General features: G+C 63.5%; 17 protein-coding genes. 5 read left to right on the top strand and 12 right to left on the bottom strand.

Annotated elements, in window-relative coordinates; all coding sequences use genetic code 11:
- Positions 1-13: 13 nt before the first annotated feature.
- Entirely contained in the window at positions 14-1216 is a 1203-nt protein-coding gene (locus tag U9R80_RS18440) for an HlyD family secretion protein (RefSeq protein ID WP_301841836.1), read from the top strand.
- Positions 1213-2742 (top strand): DHA2 family efflux MFS transporter permease subunit, encoded by a 1530-nt coding sequence (locus U9R80_RS18435; protein ID WP_301841837.1) that lies wholly within the window; start codon positions 1213-1215, stop codon positions 2740-2742. The genes U9R80_RS18440 and U9R80_RS18435 overlap by 4 nt, the downstream gene beginning before the upstream one ends.
- A gap of 56 nt (positions 2743-2798) precedes the next feature.
- Here U9R80_RS18435 and U9R80_RS18430 read toward each other — a convergent pair whose 3' ends face one another.
- The gene (locus U9R80_RS18430) at positions 2799-3524 is read right to left on the bottom strand and encodes a UDP-2,3-diacylglucosamine diphosphatase (protein WP_301841838.1); all 726 of its coding nucleotides are present in this window, start codon (positions 3522-3524) and stop codon (positions 2799-2801) included.
- A complete protein-coding gene (locus U9R80_RS18425) occupies positions 3521-4021 on the bottom strand; it encodes a peptidylprolyl isomerase (RefSeq protein ID WP_301841839.1) in 501 nt (166 codons plus the stop codon). The genes U9R80_RS18430 and U9R80_RS18425 overlap by 4 nt, the downstream gene beginning before the upstream one ends.
- 236 nt (positions 4022-4257) lie before the next feature.
- Here U9R80_RS18425 and U9R80_RS18420 point away from each other — a divergent pair, with 236 nt between their 5' ends.
- Both U9R80_RS18420 and cysS read left to right on the top strand, forming a co-directional pair.
- Positions 4258-5961 (top strand): glutamine--tRNA ligase/YqeY domain fusion protein, encoded by a 1704-nt coding sequence (locus tag U9R80_RS18420; RefSeq protein WP_301841840.1) that lies wholly within the window; start codon positions 4258-4260, stop codon positions 5959-5961.
- 9 nt (positions 5962-5970) lie between these two features.
- Positions 5971-7353 carry a cysteine--tRNA ligase gene (cysS, locus tag U9R80_RS18415; protein ID WP_301841841.1) on the top strand — a complete coding sequence of 461 codons (1383 nt, stop codon included), beginning with the start codon at positions 5971-5973 and terminating at the stop codon, positions 7351-7353.
- A 41-nt stretch (positions 7354-7394) separates the two neighbouring features.
- On the opposite strand, the gene U9R80_RS18410 is transcribed toward cysS, so the two are convergent.
- The 4 genes from U9R80_RS18410 to U9R80_RS18395 all read right to left on the bottom strand — a co-directional run bounded on the left by U9R80_RS18410 (position 7395) and on the right by U9R80_RS18395 (position 11369).
- Positions 7395-8783 carry a sensor histidine kinase gene (locus U9R80_RS18410; RefSeq protein WP_301841842.1) on the bottom strand — a complete coding sequence of 463 codons (1389 nt, stop codon included), beginning with the start codon at positions 8781-8783 and terminating at the stop codon, positions 7395-7397.
- Positions 8761-9441, bottom strand: coding sequence for a response regulator transcription factor (locus U9R80_RS18405; RefSeq protein WP_274113429.1), 681 nt, complete (start codon positions 9439-9441; stop codon positions 8761-8763). Before U9R80_RS18405 ends, U9R80_RS18410 begins: the two co-directional genes overlap by 23 nt.
- 134 nt (positions 9442-9575) lie before the next feature.
- Positions 9576-10592 (bottom strand): branched-chain amino acid aminotransferase, encoded by a 1017-nt coding sequence (locus tag U9R80_RS18400; protein WP_301841843.1) that lies wholly within the window; start codon positions 10590-10592, stop codon positions 9576-9578.
- 141 nt (positions 10593-10733) lie between these two features.
- Complete coding sequence (locus U9R80_RS18395; RefSeq protein WP_301841844.1) at positions 10734-11369, bottom strand: LysE family translocator; 636 nt, start codon at positions 11367-11369, stop codon at positions 10734-10736.
- 144 nt (positions 11370-11513) lie between these two features.
- Between U9R80_RS18395 and U9R80_RS18390 the strand changes: the two genes are divergently transcribed.
- Positions 11514-11990: an Lrp/AsnC family transcriptional regulator gene (locus U9R80_RS18390; protein WP_301841871.1), complete on the top strand. Its 477-nt coding sequence runs from the start codon at positions 11514-11516 to the stop codon at positions 11988-11990.
- Positions 11991-12158: 168 nt separating this feature from the next.
- Here U9R80_RS18390 and U9R80_RS18385 read toward each other — a convergent pair whose 3' ends face one another.
- The 6 genes from U9R80_RS18385 to U9R80_RS18360 form a co-directional block, all read right to left on the bottom strand.
- Positions 12159-13748: an ABC-F family ATP-binding cassette domain-containing protein gene (locus tag U9R80_RS18385; RefSeq protein WP_301841845.1), complete on the bottom strand. Its 1590-nt coding sequence runs from the start codon at positions 13746-13748 to the stop codon at positions 12159-12161.
- Between the two features lie 162 nt (positions 13749-13910).
- Entirely contained in the window at positions 13911-16343 is a 2433-nt protein-coding gene (locus U9R80_RS18380; RefSeq protein WP_301841846.1) for a TonB-dependent siderophore receptor, read from the bottom strand.
- Positions 16344-16439: 96 nt separating this feature from the next.
- Positions 16440-17426: a FecR domain-containing protein gene (locus U9R80_RS18375; RefSeq protein ID WP_301841847.1), complete on the bottom strand. Its 987-nt coding sequence runs from the start codon at positions 17424-17426 to the stop codon at positions 16440-16442.
- Positions 17423-17947 (bottom strand): sigma-70 family RNA polymerase sigma factor, encoded by a 525-nt coding sequence (locus tag U9R80_RS18370; RefSeq protein ID WP_301841848.1) that lies wholly within the window; start codon positions 17945-17947, stop codon positions 17423-17425. Before U9R80_RS18370 ends, U9R80_RS18375 begins: the two co-directional genes overlap by 4 nt.
- A gap of 100 nt (positions 17948-18047) precedes the next feature.
- On the bottom strand, positions 18048-18413 hold the full coding sequence (locus U9R80_RS18365; protein WP_301841849.1) for a glyoxalase superfamily protein: 366 nt from the start codon (positions 18411-18413) through the stop codon (positions 18048-18050).
- Positions 18414-18538: 125 nt separating this feature from the next.
- Complete coding sequence (locus tag U9R80_RS18360; protein WP_301841850.1) at positions 18539-19792, bottom strand: carbohydrate porin; 1254 nt, start codon at positions 19790-19792, stop codon at positions 18539-18541.
- Positions 19793-19800: the final 8 nt, after the last annotated feature.

Here is a 19800-nt window from a genome sequence, read left to right as displayed (position 1 = left end):
CAAGGTATTCGACATGGCCATTGCCAACACCCCGGAGCCTGCTGACGCCACGCAGGACCTCAACAACCAGCGCAAGCGCAAGACCTGGCTGCTCGGCCTTCTGTTGCTGATCGTCGTGCTCGGCGCCGCTGTCTGGGCCTGGCATGAGCTGTACGGGCGCTGGAATGAAGAGACCGACGACGCCTACGTCAATGGCAACGTGGTGGAAATCACCCCGTTGGTGACCGGCACCGTGGTCAGTATCGGCGCCGATGATGGCGACCTGGTGCATGAAGGCCAGGTGCTGATCGAGTTCGATCCCAGCGATGCCGAAATCGGCTTGCAGGCGGCCCAGGCCGATCTGGCCCGAGCGGTACGCCGGGTGCGCGGGCTGTACAGCAATGTCGACGGGATGAAGGCCCAGGTCGCGGCGCGGCAGGCCGAGCAGACCAAGGCCCAGGAGAACTACACCCGCCGCAAGACCCTGGCCGCTGGCGGGGCGATTTCGCTGGAAGAGCTGTCCCACGCCCGTGACGACCTGGCCTCGGCCCAGAACGCCCTGATCAATGCCCGTCAGCAGCTCAACACCACCACCGCGCTGGTCGATGACACCGTGGTGTCGTCGCACCCTGAAGTCATGGCCGCCGCCGCCCAACTGCGCCAGGCCTATCTGGCCGCTGCCCGTACAACCCTGGTGGCGCCGGTGACCGGCTATGTGGCCAAGCGTACCGTGCAACTGGGCCAGCGCCTGGAGCCGGGGACTGCGACGATGGCCGTGATCCCGCTGGATCAGCTGTGGATCGACGCCAACTTCAAGGAAACCCAGCTACGCAACATGCGCATCGGCCAGCCGGTGGATATCGTTGCCGACCTCTACGGCAGCGAGGTCAAGTACAGCGGCACCATCGACAGCCTGGGGGCCGGTACCGGCAGCGCCTTTGCCTTGTTGCCGGCGCAGAACGCCACCGGCAACTGGATCAAGATCGTCCAGCGGGTGCCGGTACGCATCCATATCAACGCCGAGCAGTTGGCGGCGCATCCGCTGCGCATCGGCCTGTCGACCCAGGTCACGGTCGACCTGCATGACCAGAGCGGCCCGGTGCTGGCCCAGTTGCCGCCGCAGAAGGCCTCGTTCACCACCAAGGTGTATGACCGCCAATTGGTCGAAGCCGACGCCATGATCACTCGCTTGATCCATGACAACAGTGCGGCGGCCAGCAAGACGGCCGTGCGATGAGCAACACCGCGTCATTCACGCCGCCGAGCCTGCTGCTGACCACCATCGGCCTGTCGCTCGCGACCTTCATGCAGGTGCTCGACACCACCATCGCCAACGTGGCGCTGCCGACCATTGCCGGCAACCTGGGGGTGAGCGTGGAGCAGGGCACCTGGGTGATTACCTCGTTCGCGGTGAGCAACGCCATCGCCTTGCCGCTGACCGGCTGGTTGAGCCGGCGCTTCGGTGAGGTGAAGCTGTTCATCTGGGCCACGCTGCTGTTCGTGCTGGCCTCGTTCCTGTGCGGTATTGCCCGGTCGATGCCGGAGCTGGTCGGCTTTCGTGTGCTGCAAGGCATCGTTGCAGGCCCGCTGTACCCGATGACCCAGACCCTGCTCATTGCTGTCTATCCGCCAGCCAAACGGGGCATGGCCCTGGCCTTGCTGGCGATGGTCACCGTGGTGGCGCCGATTGCCGGCCCCATTCTTGGCGGCTGGATCACCGACAGCTACAGCTGGCCGTGGATCTTCTTCATCAACGTGCCCATCGGCCTGTTCGCCGCGGCGGTGGTGCGCCAGCAGATGCGCACGCGCCCCGTCAGCACCAGCCGCCAGCCCATGGACTACGTCGGTCTGCTGTGCCTGATCATCGGCGTTGGCGCCTTGCAGATCGTGCTGGACAAAGGCAACGACCTGGATTGGTTCGAGTCGAACTTCATCGTCATCGGCAGCCTGATATCGGTGGTGTTCATTGCCGTGTTCATCATTTGGGAGCTGACCGACAAGCACCCGGTGGTCAACCTGCGGCTGTTCGTGCACCGCAACTTTCGCATCGGCACCATCGTGCTGGTGTTGGGGTATGCGGGCTTTTTCGGCATCAACCTGATTTTGCCGCAATGGCTGCAGACCCAGATGGGCTACACCGCCACCTGGGCCGGGTTGGCCGTGGCGCCGATCGGCTTGTTGCCAGTGCTGATGTCGCCCTTTGTCGGCAAGTACGCGCACACCTTTGACCTGCGCCTGCTCGCGGGCCTGGCCTTCCTGGCGATCGGCACCAGTTGTTTCATGCGCGCCGGCTTCACCAATGAGGTGGACTTCCAGCACATCGCCCTGGTGCAGTTGTTCATGGGCATTGGCGTGGCGCTGTTCTTCATGCCGACCTTGAGCATCCTGCTTTCGGACCTGCCGCCGCACCAGATTGCCGATGGTTCGGGCCTGGCGACCTTCCTGCGGACCCTGGGAGGCAGCTTCGCCGCCTCGTTGACCACCTGGATCTGGATTCGCCGGGCCGACCAGCACCATGCTTATTTGAGCGAGAGTATCAGCACCTATGAGCCGGCTACCCGTGATGCGCTCAATCACCTGGGTGGGGCGAACGGGCAGTCGTATGCGCAGCTGGAGCGCATGCTCAGCAGTCAGGCGTACATGATGTCGACAGTGGATTACTTCACCCTGATGGGCTGGGTGTTTGCGGGGTTGATTCTGTTGGTGTGGCTGGCCAAGCCGCCGTTTGCGGCCAAGGCCGGGCCTGCGTCGGCGGGGCATTGAGCAATCGCGGGACAAGCCCGCTCCTACCGGTAGGAGCGGGCTTGCCCCGCGATCAACTAGGACGCAAAAGCAAAGGGCTGCAGTTGAAACCCTTGCTCATCCACCTCCAGCGCCCAGCCCTGACGGTCCCAGTCGCCCAGCACGATGCGCCGCGCCGGTTGACCGTCGACCACCAGCTTGTGAATCGCCGGACGATGAGTGTGCCCATGCACCAGGGTGCGCACGCCGTACTGGGCCATGATCCGCGGCACTTCCTCCGGGGTCACGTCGACGATGTCGGTGGCCTTCATCCGCGTTTGCGCCCGGCTTTCGCTGCGCAGCTTGCGCGCCAGTTTTTGTCGGGTGCTCAGCGGCAGGTGCCGCAGGATCCAAAGGCTGACGGGGTTGCGCAGGTAGCGGCGCATCTTCATGTAGGCCAGGTCCAGGGTGCACAGGCTGTCGCCATGCATCAGCAGCACCGGCTCACCGCCCATCTCGACCACGCTGGGGTCAGCCAGCAGGGTTGCGCCTGCGGCCTGGCAGAAGGCCTCGCCGATCAGGAAGTCGCGGTTGCCGTGCATCAGGAACACCTGCGTGCCGCTGTCGCTCAAGGCGCGCAGGGCCTGGCAGATGCGGGTCTGAAAGGGCGACATGGCGTCGTCGCCGATCCAGGCCTCGAAGAAATCACCGAGGATGTACAGCGCCCGGGCGTGGCGGGCACGTCCGTCGAGCAGATCAAGAAACGCCCGGGTTATGTCCGGGCGTTCTTCTTGCAAGTGCAGATCAGAGATCAGCAGTATCACTCAATGATCTCGGCTTTCTCGATGATCACGTCGTCCTTCGGCACGTCCTGGTGACCGGACTTGGAGCCGGTGGCAACGCCTTCGATCTTGTCGACGATGTCCTGGCCTTCGGTCACTTCACCGAACACCGCGTAGCCCCAGCCCTGCACGTTCTTGCCGCTGTGGTTGAGGAAATCGTTGTTGGAGGCGTTGATGAAGAACTGCGCCGAGGCCGAATGCGGCTCCATGGTACGGGCCATGGCGATGCTGTACTTGGTGTTCTTCAGGCCGTTGTCCGCTTCGTTCTGGATGCTGGCGCGGGTTTTCTTCTGGCTCATGCCTGGCTCGAAACCGCCGCCCTGAATCATGAAGCCCTTGATCACACGGTGGAACACGGTGTTGTCGTAGTGGCCTTCTTTAACGTACTGAACGAAGTTCTCGACAGTTTTAGGGGCCTTTTCGGCGTCCAGTTGCAGGATGATGTCGCCGTGGTTGGTGCTCAGTTTGACTTTGGACATGCTGGAATTCGCTCTTTCAAGGCATTTGAAATAGGGTCGCGCCGCAACGCGATGTAAACCTGACGCACAGTCTACAACCCGCGATACGTGGCTCGCGGCAGTTTTTTTGCATTGCCGGTCGAATATCCCGCCAGTTTGTCGGCAGGGCGCTGTCGGCAGCTCGACCGCTTCGGCTATGATAAGCGCTTTGATTCAGTCGGCCTACCCAGGCCGTGTACCCGTATTTCAAGGATCCTATGAGCAAGCCCACTGCCGACACCGCTCCCAACGCCGCTGCCAAAGGCGCGCCCGCCGTCCCTGCGAACTTCCTGCGTCCGATCGTGCAGGCCGACCTGGACTCGGGCAAGCACAGCAGCATCGTCACCCGTTTCCCGCCAGAGCCCAACGGTTACCTGCACATCGGCCATGCCAAGTCGATCTGCGTGAACTTCGGCCTGGCCCAGGAGTTCGGCGGAGCCTGTCACCTGCGTTTCGATGACACCAACCCGGCCAAAGAAGACCAGGAGTACATCGACGCCATCCAGAGCGACGTCAAGTGGCTGGGTTTCGAGTGGACCGGCCCGGTGCGCTACGCCTCGGAGTACTTCGACCAACTGCACGACTGGGCCGTGGAGCTGATCAAGGCCGGCGATGCCTACGTCTGCGACCTGACCCCCGAGCAGTCCAAGGAATACCGTGGCAACCTGACCGAACCTGGCAAGAACAGCCCGTTCCGCGAGCGTTCGGTCGAGGAGAACCTGGACCTGTTCGCGCGCATGAAGGCCGGCGAGTTCAAGGACGGCGAGCGCGTGCTGCGCGCCAAGATCGACATGGCTTCGCCAAACATGAACATGCGCGATCCGATCCTCTATCGCATTCGCCATGCCCACCACCACCAGACCGGTGACAAGTGGTGCATCTACCCGAACTACGACTTCACCCACGGTCAGTCGGACGCCATCGAAGGCATCACCCACTCCATTTGCACCCTGGAGTTCGAGGGCCATCGTCCGCTGTACGAGTGGTTCCTGGACCACCTGCCGGTGCCGGCCAAGCCGCGCCAGTACGAGTTCAGCCGCCTGAACCTGAACTACACCATCACCAGCAAGCGCAAGCTCAAGCAACTGGTCGACGAGCAGCACGTCAACGGCTGGGACGACCCGCGCATGTCGACCCTGTCGGGCTTCCGTCGCCGCGGCTACACCCCGGCCTCGATCCGCAACTTCTGCGAAATGATCGGCACCAACCGTTCCGACGGCGTGGTCGATATGTCGATGCTCGAATTCAGCATCCGCGAAGACCTCGACCGCACCGCGCCACGCGCCATGTGCGTGCTGCGCCCGCTGAAAGTGGTCATCACCAACTATCCGCAAGGCCAGGTCGAGAACCTCGAACTGCCGCGCCACCCCAAAGAAGACATGGGCGTGCGCGTACTGCCGTTCGCCCGCGAGCTCTACATCGACCGCGACGACTTCATGGAAGAGCCGCCAAAGGGCTACAAGCGCCTGGAACCGGCCGGTGAAGTGCGTCTGCGCGGCAGCTATGTGATCCGCGCCGACGAGGCCATCAAGGACGCCGACGGCAACATCGTCGAGCTGCGCTGCTCCTACGATCCGGAAACCCTGGGCAAGAACCCTGAAGGCCGCAAGGTCAAGGGCGTGATCCACTGGGTGCCGGCGGCGGCCAGCGTCGAGTGCGAAGTGCGCCTGTACGATCGTCTGTTCCGCTCGGCCAACCCCGAGAAGACCGACGATGGCGGCACCTTCCTCGACAACATCAATCCCGATTCGCTGCAGGTCCTCACCGGTTGTCGTGCGGAACCTTCCCTGGGCCAGGCCCAGCCAGAAGACCGCTTCCAGTTCGAGCGCGAAGGCTACTTCTGCGCCGACCTGAAAGACTCCCAGCCGGGTCGCCCGGTATTCAACCGGACTGTGACCCTGCGCGATTCGTGGGGCAGCTGAGGAACGCTCGTGCTTACCATCTACAACACGCTTAGCAAAACCAAGGAAGTCTTCAAACCGCTCGAAGGCAACAAGGTGCGCATGTACGTCTGCGGCATGACCGTGTACGACTACTGCCACCTGGGCCACGGCCGCAGCATGGTCGCCTTCGACCTGGTCACCCGCTGGCTGCGTTACAGCGGCTACGACCTGACCTACGTGCGCAACATCACCGACATCGACGACAAGATCATCAACCGGGCCAACGAGAACGGCGAGTCGTTCGACGCGCTGACCGCCCGCATGATCGACGCGATGCACGAAGACGAGCGCCGCCTGAACATCCTGCCGCCGGACCAGGAGCCACGTGCCACCGACCATATCGCCGGCATGCACGCGATGATCCAGACCCTGATCGACAAGGGCTACGCCTACGCACCGGGCAATGGCGACGTGTACTACCGCGTCGGCAAGTTCGTCGGCTACGGCAAGCTGTCGCGCAAGAAGATCGAAGACCTGCGCATCGGTGCGCGGATCGAGGTCGACGAGGCCAAGCAGGACCCGCTCGATTTCGTCCTGTGGAAGGGCGTAAAACCGGGCGAGCCGAGCTGGGAATCGCCATGGGGTCCGGGCCGTCCGGGCTGGCACATCGAGTGCTCGGTGATGTCCACCTGCTGCCTGGGCGAAAGCTTCGACATCCACGGCGGTGGCAACGACCTGGAGTTCCCGCACCACGAGAACGAGATCGCCCAGAGCGAGGCCGCCACCGGCAAGCAGTACGCCAACTCGTGGATGCACTGCGGCATGATTCGCATCAATGGCGAGAAGATGTCCAAGTCCTTGAACAACTTCTTCACCATTCGCGACGTGCTCGACAAGTATCACCCGGAGGTGGTCCGCTACCTGCTGGTGTCGAGCCACTACCGCAGCTCGATCAACTACTCCGAAGACAGCCTGCGCGAGTCCAAGGGTGCCCTGGAGCGTTTCTACCACGCCCTGCGCGGCTTGCCGCGGGTCGAGGCGAAGGGGGGCGAGACCTACGTCGACCGCTTCACCCTGGCGATGAACGACGACTTCGGCACCCCCGAGGCGTGCGCCGTGCTGTTTGACCTGGTGCGCGAGATCAACCGCCTGCGCGACAGCGAGCCTGAGGTCGCGGCTGGCCTTGCCGGTCGCCTGCGTGAGCTGGGTGACCTGCTCGGTGTGCTGCAACTGGATGCCGACGACTTCCTGCGTGCCGGTGCCGAAGGCAAGGTGGATGCGGCTGAAGTCGAAGCCCTGATCCAGGCGCGCCTGCAGGCCCGTGCCGACAAGAACTGGGGCGAGTCCGACCGGATTCGCGATCAGCTGGCGGCGATGGGTGTCGTGCTGGAAGACAAGAAGGGCGAGACCACCTGGCGTCTGGCTGACTGATCCATCGCGGGGCTAGCCCGCTCCTACACGGTAGGAGCGGGCTAGCCCCGCGATGTGGTTCGACAATGCACCACCAACTTCGCCCCGCCCAACGCGCTGCTCCCCACCTCCAAGCCAAAGCCATGCAAGTCAACGATCGCCGCAACGATTGACAAGCCCAGCCCGAACCCCGGGTGCCGATGGCCTTCCTCACTGCGATAAAAGCGCTTCAACACCGCATCGCGCTCGTCCTCGGGAATCCCCGGTCCGCTGTCCTCAACCGCAATCTGCACACCCTGCGCATCGCTGCTGGCGCGCATTCGCACCTGGCCGCCGGCCGGGGTGAACTTGATGGCGTTGCCCAGCAAATTGGCCAGGGCTTCAAACAGCAGCTCGCGATCGCCATGCAGGGGTGGCAGCTGTTCAGGCACTTCAAGGCTCAGTTGAATCTCGCCATCCTCGGCCAGCGGCAGGTAGAAATCATGCATCTCCAGCAGCAGGGCGCGCAGGTCGAGTTCGACAAACCCGGCGCGACGCTGGCGGTCTTCCAGTTCGCTGATGCGGAGCAAGCCGCGAAAGCGCGCCATCAGTGTGTCGGTTTCGCCGATGGCCTGCTCCAGCGCCTCGGCCTGGGGCGAGTCGTCACCGGCCTGTTGGCGGATACGGTAGAGCTGGGCGCGCAGGCGGGTCAGTGGCGTGCGCAGGTCGTGGGCAATGTTGTCGCACACGCCCTTGACCTCGTGCATCAGCCGCTCGATGCGGTCGAGCATGGCATTGACGATGGCCGCCAGCATGTCCAGCTCGTCGCGCCGCGACGACAGCGGCAGGCGCCGGGTCAGGTCGCCGGCGACGATCTGCTCGGCGGTGTCCTGGATCGCGCGAATACGCTTGAGCGGCCGGCGGCGCAGCAGGTACCAGCCGGCGATGCCGGGAATGATGGTCAACGACAGGCCCCACAGCAGGGCATGCAGGATGATGCGGGTGACCACGAACAGTGAGCCGTTGTCGCGCACCAGCAGCAGCCAGCGGCCATCACGGACCTTGATGGCCACCGCGTCGCAGCTGTCGCGGGGCAGGTGTGGGTCGTCAGCATCCAGGCAGCGGTTCAGCTCATGGATCTTGCCGTCCAGGCCCAGGTCGGCCGGCACCTGGCGGATCTGCCCGCCGAGAGGATTGAACTGCGCATCGAACAGGCCGTAGGCGTCGAAGCTGCGCTCCTCGAAGGCTTGGCTGGCGATCAGGGCATCGTCGAGCTGTTTGCCGCTCATGTGCGCGAACAAGTGTTGGCGCTGCAGCAGCGAGTGGCGGGTGAGTTTGTTCAGGTAGCCCGAGACCTCGAAGTACAGCACCCCCATGAGGATGCTGCTCCAGGCCACGAATAGAAAACTGTACAGCGCAAGCAGGCGGCTGGTGGACGAGCTCCAGCCCTTAGACGGGTTCGGCAATGGCATAGCCCGAGCCCCGCACGGTCCGAATCAGCGGGGTCTGGCCGGCGGCGTCGATCTTCTTGCGCAAGCGGCCGATATGCACGTCGATCAGGTTGGTGCCGGGGTCGAAGTGATAACCCCAGACTTCCTCGAAGATCATCATCCGGGTAATCACCTGGCCGGCATGGCGCATGAGAAATTCCAGCAACTTGTACTCGGTGGGCAGCAAGTTCAGGGTGTGCTCGCCGCGCCGCGCCTCGTGGCTGATCAGGTCCAGCTCCAGGTCGCCGACCTGCAGGCGGGTCTGCGCCAGGGGCACGCTGTTGCGCCGCAGCAGCACTTCTACGCGGGCGGCCATTTCGTCGGAGGCAAAGGGTTTGGTCAGGTAGTCGTCGCCACCGGCACGCAGGCCGCGTACCCGTTCGTCGACATCCGAGAGAGCGCTGATCATCAGGATTGGCGTGGCGATCTTGAGGTTGCGCAGGGTCGTGACGATGGTCAGGCCGTCGAGCTCGGGGAGCATGCGGTCCAGGGTGATCAGGTCGTAGCCGCCGGCAATGGCCTTGGCCAGGCCTTCACGGCCGTTGTCGGCCCAATCCACTTCCAGGCCATGGCTGGAAAGTTCGGCGACGATCTCTTGTGCGGTGACCGCATCGTCTTCGATAGTCAGTACGCGGGGCATGCTATTACCTGGGCGGCGAGTAGAGACCTGATTGTGCCAAAGAATAGGCGGTGCCCGGGTTAAAGAAAAATTCATGATCGCCAGACAAGCCCGCCCCGGTAGGAGCGGGCTTGCCCCGCGAAGTTGTCAGCTCATCAGACCTTGACGATCCAGCCCGCCGGGCCTTCGATGTCGCCGCTCTGAATGCCGGTCAGCTCCTGATAGAGCTTCTGGGTCACCGGGCCCACTTCGGTTTCGCTGTAGAACACGTGCAGCTTGCCGTCGTACTGGATGCCGCCGATCGGGGTGATCACTGCCGCGGTACCGCAGGCACCGGCTTCCTTGAACAGGCCGAGGTTGTTGATCAGCACGTCGCCTTCGATCACCGTCAGGCCCAGGCGCGATTGCGCCAGTTCCATCAGCGACAGGCGGGTGATGCCTGGCAGCACCGAAGCGGACTTCGGCGTGATGAACTCGTTGTTGGCGGTGATACCGAAGAAGTTGGCCGAACCGACTTCTTCGATCTTGGTGTGGGTCAGCGGGTCAAGGTAGATGCAGTCGGCAAAACCGGCCTGCTTGGCGTTGTAGCCGGGTTGCAGACTGGCTGCGTAGTTGCCGCCGACCTTGGCGGCACCGGTGCCTTGTGGCGCGGCGCGGTCGTAATCGGAGATCAGGAACTTGTGCGGGGTCATGCCGCCCTTGAAGTACGAACCGACCGGAATCGCGAAGATCGAGAAGATGAACTCCGGCGCGGTACGCACGCCGATGTTGTCGCCGACGCCGATCACGAACGGACGCAGGTACAGGGCGCCCTTGCCATACGGCGGCACGAAGCGCTCGTTGGCCTTGACCACTTGTTTGCAGGCCTCGATGAACACATCGGTAGGCACGCGTGGCATCAGCAGGCGGTCGCAGCTGCGCTGCATGCGCAGGGCGTTCTGGTCAGGGCGGAAGAGGTTGATCGAACCATCCTTGCAGCGGTACGCCTTCATGCCTTCAAAGCACTGCTGGCCATAATGCAGCGCGGTCGAGCCTTCGCTGATGTGCAGCTGGTTGTCTTCGGTCAGGGTGCCCTTGTCCCACTCGCCGTTACGGAAGTAGGACAGGTAGCGCTTGTCGGTCTTGATGTAGTCGAAGCCCAGCTTGTCCCAGTTAATGCTTTCGTTACTCATGGCACCCTCGAATGGTTGGCATATGCCTGATGGCTCAGGCGGCTGAAATAGCGCACGCAGCCACGATAATACATCCCGTGCGGATCGGGAACGCCCAGTCATAGATTGGACCATGGTCGCAGTGAAAATCAGCGCAAATCGTCACCCGCCAAGCTCGCGCAGCAGCACCAGGCGCGCCCCGAAGCCGATCAGCAGGGTGCCGAACAGGCGGTTCTGCAGCTTCTGTTTCCAGGGGCTGGCGGCCACCCAGCGGCCCAGGCGATCACCGCTCAAGGCGTAGAACGTGTCAAAGCCCAGCCCGACCACCACCAGTACGCTGCCCAGGATGGCAAATTGCTGGCCGATCGGCCCGGCTGTCTGGCTGATGAACTGCGGCAGCAGCACCGAACAGAACAACAGTGCCTTGGGATTGAGCAGGTTGGTCAGCAGGCCCTTTTTCAAGGCAGCCGACCAATGGCCGGGCTTGCGTGCCTTGGCCGAGCTGCTGGGCAATGCCGAGATCGGAGTGCACAGCAACTGCCAGCCCAGCCAGGCGAGGTACACGCCGCCGGCGATGCTCAGCAGGTCGAAGGCCCAGGGATGGGTGCGCAGCAGCGCCGCCAGCCCCAGGGCGGCCAGGGTGACATGAGCGGCCCGCGCCAGGGCCAGGCCCAGTGCGGTCATCAGGGCCTGGCGACGGCCTTCGCTGGCGCCGGTGTTGAGGAGCAGGAACATGTCCGGCCCGGGTACCAGGTACACCACCAGCAATGCTGCACAAAACACGCTGTATTGCGTCATTTCACCCACCCTTGGCAATCAACCGTCAGGCAAAAATTCTATGCCGGGAGGGGCTGGCAGGTGCTTGCGAATGTTGCGTGGACTACAGAGTGTATTGATATAAACTGCCACGATCAGTAAAGGAATATACCGATCATGCCAAAAATCACCCTGGACGCTTTTGACCGCAAGATTCTCGACGCCCTGCAGCGCAACGCGCGCCTGAGCAATGTGGAGCTTGCCGAAATGATCGGCCTGTCACCGTCACCCTGCCTGCGCCGGGTCCGCCTGCTGGAAGAGGCGGGGATGATCAAGGGCTATGCCGCCCAGCTGGACCGCAACGAAGTGGGCCTGGGCCTGACCGTGTTCGTCGGGGTCAAGGTCGAGCGCCATCACGAACCGGCCGCCCAGGCCTTTCAGCAAGCGGTACTGGCCCTGCCGGAAGTGATTGCTGCGCACCTGGTGTCGGGCGAGTCGGATTTTCTGTTGCAGGTGGTGGTACCTGACCTGCGCAGCTACGAGCGCTTCCTCATCGACACCCTGCTCAAGCTGCCGGGCGTCAGTGATATTCGCAGCAATTTCGCCATCCAGACGGTCAAGCCCCACGGGCCGCTACCGTTGGGCCATTTGTCTGCACATTGAGCTGGACAGACCGAAAAGTCAGGCGCACCATAAATTCAATGAAGCTTTGCCCGCTGACCTCGATACGTATCCCGACCGCCGCCAATCGCGGGGCAGGTACGATAGTTTGAACACCAGGCAGCAGGGTAAACCAAGGCCCCGTCCAGCAATGGACGGGGCCTTGTCGTTTCAGCGTCCCACTCGCCACTCGCGGTCCAGCCCCACCTGCTGCAAGAACACGCTGTCGTGAGAGGCCACCAGCAAGGCGCCGCGGTAGTGGCGCAGCATGGTTTCCAGGGCGGTGAGGGAGGGTAGGTCAAGGTGATTGCTCGGCTCATCCAGCAGCAATAGCTGCACCGGATTGTCGCCATACAGCACGCCAGCCAGGGCCGCCTTGAGCCTTTCGCCGCCACTGAGCACACCGCTGGGCAGCTCCACCCGATCGGCACCCAGACCCAATTGTGCAAGGCGCGTGCGCAGGCTGCTTTCATCGAGGCTGGCGGTGCACTGGCGCAGGTAATCGAGTACCGACTGCGAGGAGGGCAGCAGGCTGCATTGCTGGTCGACGTAGGCGGTTGCAACGCATACCTGTACATGGCCGCCGCGTGGCGCGAGATGCCCCGCCAGCACGCTGAGCAACGTCGACTTGCCGCTGCCGTTGGCACCGACCAGCGCGACCCGTTCGCCGCTGTACAGGCACGCGTCCAGTGGTGCCTGCAGCGGATCACCGAAAGGCAGTTGCACGGCCTGCAGCGTTACCAGCGGGTTACCCGCCTGCCGCGTGGGTGCCGGCGCATGGAGGACGATGGCGCTGCCGGCTTCCACCCGCTGGGCAGCGTCGCGAATTTTTTGCGCCATGGCCTGGCGCGCGGCCTGATGATCACGCTGCTGCTTGCCGGCGGTGGCTTCGCTGCGCTCCTGCTTGCGGTCCAGGAGGATCTTCGCCTGGTTGCTGTCACGTGCTTCCCGGCCGGCCCTGGACTGGCGCCGCTCCAGTCGCTCGCGTTGTTGCTGGAGCGCACGGGCCTGGCGCTGGCGTTCCAGCTTCAGGCGTTCCAGCGTGCGTTCGGCCTGGGCGCTTTCCTCGGCTTTGCACTGGGCATAGACACTGTAATTGCCACCATAACTGGCAAGGCCCAGGGTCGAGAGCTCGACGATCCGCTCCATATGCTCAAGCAGTTCACGATCATGGCTGATCACCAGCAAGCCCTTGTTCCATTCACCGAGCAAGGTGAGCAGTTGCGCGCGGCCGGGGCCGTCCAGGTGATTGCTCGGCTCATCGAGGATCAGGTAATCGGCCTCACTGAGAAACGCCCCGAGCAAGGCCACACGCATGGCCTGGCCGCCGCTCAAGGTGGCGACGGGCCGCTCTGCATCCAGCTGTTCCAGGCCATGGCGCGCCAGTTGCGCTTGCAGGCGTTCGCGCATGTCCCAGCGTTCGCCCACGGTGTCGAAGTCGGCTTGCGAGCAGCTACCCGCCTCGATGCGCTGCAAGGCATCGAGCACCGCGTCGACCTGGGCCAGTTGCCTCACCGTCGTGGCGGGGCCGCCCAGGTGTTGCCCCAGATAATGCACCCGGCCGGCGGCGCGGCAGTGCCCGCTGGTGGGCGCCAGACGGCCGCAGAGGATGTGCGCAAGGATGCTCTTGCCCACGCCATTGCGTCCGACCAGGCCGGTGCGGCGCTGGTCGAAACGTTCATTCAGGTCGGTAAACAATGGCCTGCCATCGGGCAGGGCATAGGCGACGCCATCGAGCGTCAGGATCGAGGCAGGGGTCATACGACACTCCATAAAATGCCAGCAACGTCCCCGGCAAAGGGGGATGAAGACGGGCCGTCAAGCAGACGGCGGCATTAATGACGCATCGGACTACACCTCGGGAAAGCGCATGGGCTGCACAGCGTAAGGGTATAAGCGACGCCGGTAAAGCGCCGCCCAGGCTTAGAAGCGATAGTCCAGGCTCATCAGCACATTGCGTGGATCACCATAGAAGTTGTGATCGTAGTCAATGGCCCGGTAGTACTTGCGGTCGAACAGGTTGTTGATGTTCAACGCGGCGCTCAAGTGTTCGTCGAAGGCGTAGGCGACCCGCGAGTTCCACACGGCATAGCCACCCTGTTCGCGGCCATAGTAGCCAAAGCCTGCCGAGCTGCTTTGAGCATTGACCCCGGCCCCCACCGAGACCCGCTGCCATTCGCCTGGCAGACGGTAGTTGGCCCAGGTCCGCAGGATGTGTTTTGGCGTCTGGGTGTTGGCGCTGATGTTGCCTGCCGTGGCCGGCTCTTCGTCCAGGTACTTGAGCAGGTTCAGGGTATAGGCCGCCGAGACCTGCAGGTCTGGCAGCACTTCGCCGCTGATCTCTGCTTCAAAGCCACGGCTGTGGATGGTGCCGGAGGGCACATAGCAGGTACCGCCGCATTGGGCATTGGCAATGTCCGAGGGGATGCCCGCATCGGGCATCGGGATGTTGTCCTGCTCCATCTGGTACAGGGCAAAGGCAGTGTTCAGTCGGCCATTGGCGTGCTCGCCCTTGAGGCCAATCTCATAGCTTTTGCCAGTGCGTGCGTCGAGCAGGCTGCCTTCGGCGGTACGCTGGGTCTGTGGCTTGAAGATCTCGGTGTAGCTGGCGTAGGCGTTCCAGTGCTCGTTGAGCGAGTACACCAAGCCGGCGTAGGGCGTGACCTTGCCGTTTTTTTCCGCGGTGGAGCGGGTCACGCCCCAGGGACCATCGGAATCGAACACCGTACGGAAGCTCGATACCCGGCTGCCGAGGATCAATGACAGGTTGTCGGTCAGTTGATAGTCGCCTACCGCGTACAGGCCTTTCTGTGTCGAGGTGTAGCCGTCGAGCCACTGGTTGGCGGAGTAGATCGAGTCGTCGCTCGGTTCAATGGCGCTCGGGCTGTAGTCGAAGATGTTGATGGGCGTGACGTAGTTGTAGCGCGCGCCCCACACGTCGTTGCTCTTGAGTCGCGAATAGTTGCCGCCCAGGGTCAGGCCCAGGCGTCGGCCGAACAACTGCAGGTCACCGGTGGCATTGATATCGCCACCCCAGTGTTCGGAGAAATAGTCGAACACATAGGCATCGCCCGCCAGGGTGTAGCCCGGGCCCATGCGCCCGCGCCGCTGCAGGTATTTGAAGTCATTGAACTCGCGAATGTTCACCACACTGGCCTTGAGCTTCCAGTCGTCGCTCAGTTGCTGGTTGAGGTCCAGGTAGTAGGTGTCCTGGCGCTTGTCCCAGTTGTCCCAGCGGGCCCCCAGGAAGGTGGAGCGGTCCAGGCTCGGCATGCTGCCGTCGCTGTAGTTGGGGATGCCCATCATGTAGGGCGTGGCATCCAGGCGCTCGTGGCTGTAGCCCACGCCCAGCTGGGTGCTGTCGGTAAGGTCGAAGTCGAGGGCGGCGTAGAGGGTCTGGTTGTCGCTTTGCACAACATCGACAAATGACTGGGTGGTGTCGTAGTCCATCACCAGGCGGCCCCGCACGCGGCCTTGGGCGTCCAGCGGGCCGGCGGTGTCGACCTGTGCGCCATAGTGGTCCCAGGAGCCGGCCTTGGCGCTCAGGTGGGTTTGCGCCGAATGGGTCGGGCGCTTGCGTACCAGGTTGACCGCCCCCGAAGGGTCACCCCCACCTTCGAGCAACCCTTGTGGTCCGCGCAGTACTTCGACGCGGTCGAGGATCGCCGTCTGCCCGCCAAAACTCGAACCACGGGCGTACAACTGGCGCTCAAGCGGCACACCGTCGTACTGGAAACTGTTGATGAAAAAGCCCCGGGAATAGAACTGGCTGCCGGTGAACGACGGCACCACGGTGATCCCGGGCGAGTTGATCAGCGCTTCGGTGACAGTGCTGATGTTTTGCTCATCCATGCGCTGGCGGGTCACTACGCTCACGGCCTGGGGAATGTCCTTGAGTGCCTTGACACCCTTGCCGATGGTGGTCACCGGCGAGGTGTAGGAGCCGCTGCCCTCGGTGGTGGCGCTGTCGGTGCGGGCATCAATGCTGGTGACCCCAAGCTCCAGGGTTTCGCCGTCCTGGGCGGCTTGCAGCAGGTAGCGGTTGTCGCCACTGGCCACCGCGCTGAGTCCGGTACCGACGAGCATGATCTGCAGGGCCTGGGCCGCTGGGTAACGGCCGCGAACGGCCTGGCCGGTCTTGCCCTGGGTCAGGCGTGAGTCGCCAGCCAGCAGAATCCCGGCTTCGCTGGCCAACTGGTTCAGGCGCGCGCTGAGCGGGCCGGCGGCGATATCGAATGCCTGCACTTGTGCCCGCTCGCTGGCCTGGATCGGCAGGCTGGGCAGCACAGTGGTCGACAAACCGAGGGCGATGGCCAGGGCCAGTGTGTTCAGGTGGGTGGGAAGACGGGACGGCATGAAGGGTTCCTTGAAAAAGACGCTGAGCTGTTGTTACCCGGTTAAATCGGATGAGCCGAAAAAACCGGAAGCTGCGAATGAATCTTTTTCAAGGAATCAGTCGGGACGCGGACCAAGTGCCCGTACATTGACCCACCAAGGCAGGGTTCGCTGGATGCGAATCGGCAGTGCACGTTCGAGCATGGCCAGGGCCAGGTCGGTGTCATGCAGCGGGTACGCCCCCATGACCTTGAGCCCGGCGATCTGCGGATCGACGCCCAGGTAGCCGTGACGGTACTGGCCGAGGGTTTCGATCAGTTGGCCCAGTTCGATGTCTTCGGCCAGCAGGATGCCTTGGCTCCAGGCCTGGCGTTGCGCCTGCGCCACTTGTAGCGGGGTGAAATGCTGGCCGTCGAAGCCCAGGCTGTGCCCGGCCTCGACCGTTTGCTCGCGGCCCGAGTCGACGCAGTGCGCACGCACCTTCCCCTCGAACACCGAGAGCCGGGTTGTGCCTGCCTGCAACTGCACGCTGAAGCGGGTGCCCAGTGGTTGCAGGCTGCCGTGTCGGGTGTGCAGGCGCAGCGGGCGCGGGTCGGCAGCGGTACTTACCAGCACTTCACCGGTATACAGGCGCAAGTGGCGCTGTTGGTCGTTGAAGTCGATGTCCAGGGCGCTGGCGCTGTTGAGCCAGAGGCGCGAACCATCGGCCAGTACGTGCTCGGCGATCTCGCCAGTGGCGGTGCGCAGATCTGCCTGCCAGGCCAGCAAGGGTTGTGACAGTCCTGGACGCCAACCGGCCCAGCCCAGTGCGGCCAGGCAAGACAGTGCGCCCAGCCCGCGTATCACCTGGCGCCGGGACATTCGGTTGTGGTGCAGGGTCTGCAAGGTTTGCGCGGCGTTGTCGACATCGCCGTGCAGGGGCGCAAAGCGTTGGCTGACCCGTTCCATGTATTGCCAGGCCAGGCGATGCTGATCGCTCTGTCCATGCCATTGCTGCCAGGCCTGGCGCAGGGCTGGATCGTCCGGTTGCCCGGTCAGGCGGGCAAACCATTCGGCAGCCTGTTGCAGGGACTGATAATCGACCTTGGGTGGGTGTTCGTTCACAGCAGCGCTGCGTCCAGTTCGGCTTCCAGCAGCGCACAATGCAGCATGGCCTTGGCCATATAGCTGGTGACGGTGCGTTCGCTCACCCCCATCAGCTCGGCGATGGCGCGGTAGCTCAGGCCATGCAGTTGAGCCAGCAGGAATGCCTTGGCTACTGGCGGCGCCAGCTTTTCAAGCATGCCCTGGACCTGTTGCAACGCTTCCAGCACCATCGCCTGGTGCTCTTCGCTGGGCATGCAGGCCTGTGGCCGGCTGGCCAGTACTTCAAGCCACGCCATTTCGACCCGGCGTCGGCGCCAGAAGTCCACGCAGACATTGCGCGACATGGCGCTCAGGTATGCGCGGGCATGGGCGTCACTGGGAAAGTGCCTGGGGTTGCTCAGCAAGCGCACGAACACGTCATGGGCAAGCTCGGCGGCATCACTGGCATTGCCCAGCTTGCGATTGAGCAGGGCGCGTATCCAGCCGTGGTGGCTTTGATACAGGCAGCCGATATCCGAATGAGTGGGGGACTGGGGCATGGGGACAACGCGCTCCATCGCAGGCGCCGAGTGAATCGATATCAAATGGGAATTATTATCGATGGTACGTCCAAGCCCCGGTCTAACACAACGGTATTGATCAGCCCTCGATCTGCTGACAGAAACGCAGGCGATTGCCGAACGGGTCGGCGATCTCCATTTGCAGGCCCCAGCCGACGTCCTGCGCCTGGGGGCGTGAATAGCCGTACTGCTTGGCAATCAGCTCGCGTTGCAGGGCTTCGATATCCTCGACGCGGGCAAACACGGTAGAGCCTGGGGTGCTGTCGCCGTGGTGTTCGCTCAAGTGCAGGATCAAGCCGTCGCGATGCACCTGGGCGTACAGCGGCAGGTCGGGGTCGAAACGGTGTTCCCAGTCGAGGGTGAAGCCGAGAAAGTCGAGGTAGAACTCCTTGGCTTTTTCGACCGAGAAAATGCGCAGAACCGGGATGGCGGGGGCGAGGTGCATTGCAAAGGTCCCATCAGCTGAAATGTGGAACGCAGGATAATAGCCTGTGTAGGAGCGGGCTTGCCCCGCGATAGCGATCTGTCTGCCCCGCCGTCTCGCGGGGCAAGCCCGCTCCTGCAGGCGCGTTAGAACGTTGCCTTGACCTGCAGGCCCAGCACCAGGGCGTTGTCGATCTGTTCGCCCGAGAACGCCCCCGGTTCGATGATGTATTGCACATCCGGGCGCAGGGTCAGCCAGGGGGTGGCCTGGTAGCCGTAGCTCAGTTCGATCAACTGTTCGGCGCTGTCCAGGTTGGGGAACGCTTCGTCATTGGCCAGTGCGGCGTTCTGTTGGACGTCACGGCTGCGCGGGTTGGGCACGGCGCGGCCGTAGCCCAGGGCGACGGTATCGCGGGGGCGGCCTGCAAACGGCTTGTACAGCACTACGCCTGCGCCATACCAGGTCTTGAAAGGCGATGCCGCCGCGCTGGCGGCCGAGTACTGGCCGAAGGCGTGCAGGCTGCGTCCCGTCGAGGCCTGGGAGTTCCACACGGCCTGGTCGATCAGCAGGTAATGACCGCCACGCCCGGCCACTTCATCGTTGCTGCCGATGCGCTTGGCGTCGGCGCTGTCGTAGTAGTAACCCAGCTTGTATTCCCCAGGCAGCTCACCCGCGCGTTTGTACACCAGCTCGATCGGCACCACGGTGCCGGTGCTGTGTTTGGGCCCCAGGTGCCAGGCGCGGCTGGCGTTGCCGTTGCTTTCGGGGTCGACATTGAACGCCGCCACGCGTAACTGCCAGGCCGGCGCCAGGTCGTATTTGACCCGCACGCCGAGGTGGGCGTTGGGGTAGTTGGTCCAGCCGCTACCGCCGGACATGTTCAGCGGATGCCCGCAGAAGCCGGCGTTCATGAAGTTGCACAGGATGCCGCTGTCCAGCCCGCCGAGGTCGTTGCCCATGGCCATGTAGCCGAGCTTGACGTTCAGGGCCGGGGTGAACAGCGTGCGTTCGTAGCTCAGTTCGGTCAGGCGGGTGTAGAGGCCGCCGTAGTTTTCCTGGATGGGCAGGCGGTTGCCCACCAGGTCCTCGGAGGCGCTGTTGCCGCGCCGGTCGTTGACGGTGAGCTGGACCTTGCCGCCGTTGTCCAGGCCGTAGCGTTTTTCCAGATCAAGCTGAACGCCGAGCTTGATGTTTTGCGAGTAGCGCGCGGAGCGGTGCAGGCCGCCGTTGGCGTTGTAGGCGGTCTCGCCGCTGTAGTCGCCGGTGAACTTGATACCGTGCTCGTCGAGCTGGCGACGCAGGCCGCCCCAGTCGCCGGTGAGGGTGGTGTCCTGGGCCAGGGTGGTGGTGCTGACAAGGGCGGTGAGCAGGCAGGAGGTGAAGCGCAAAGCGGAGGACATTGAGGGGT

The sequence above is a fragment of the Pseudomonas sp. JQ170C genome, assembly GCF_035581345.1.
Classification (GTDB): domain Bacteria; phylum Pseudomonadota; class Gammaproteobacteria; order Pseudomonadales; family Pseudomonadaceae; genus Aquipseudomonas.
Note: the sequence above shows the minus strand (reverse complement) of the source record. Positions and strands in the feature narration are given on the sequence as shown.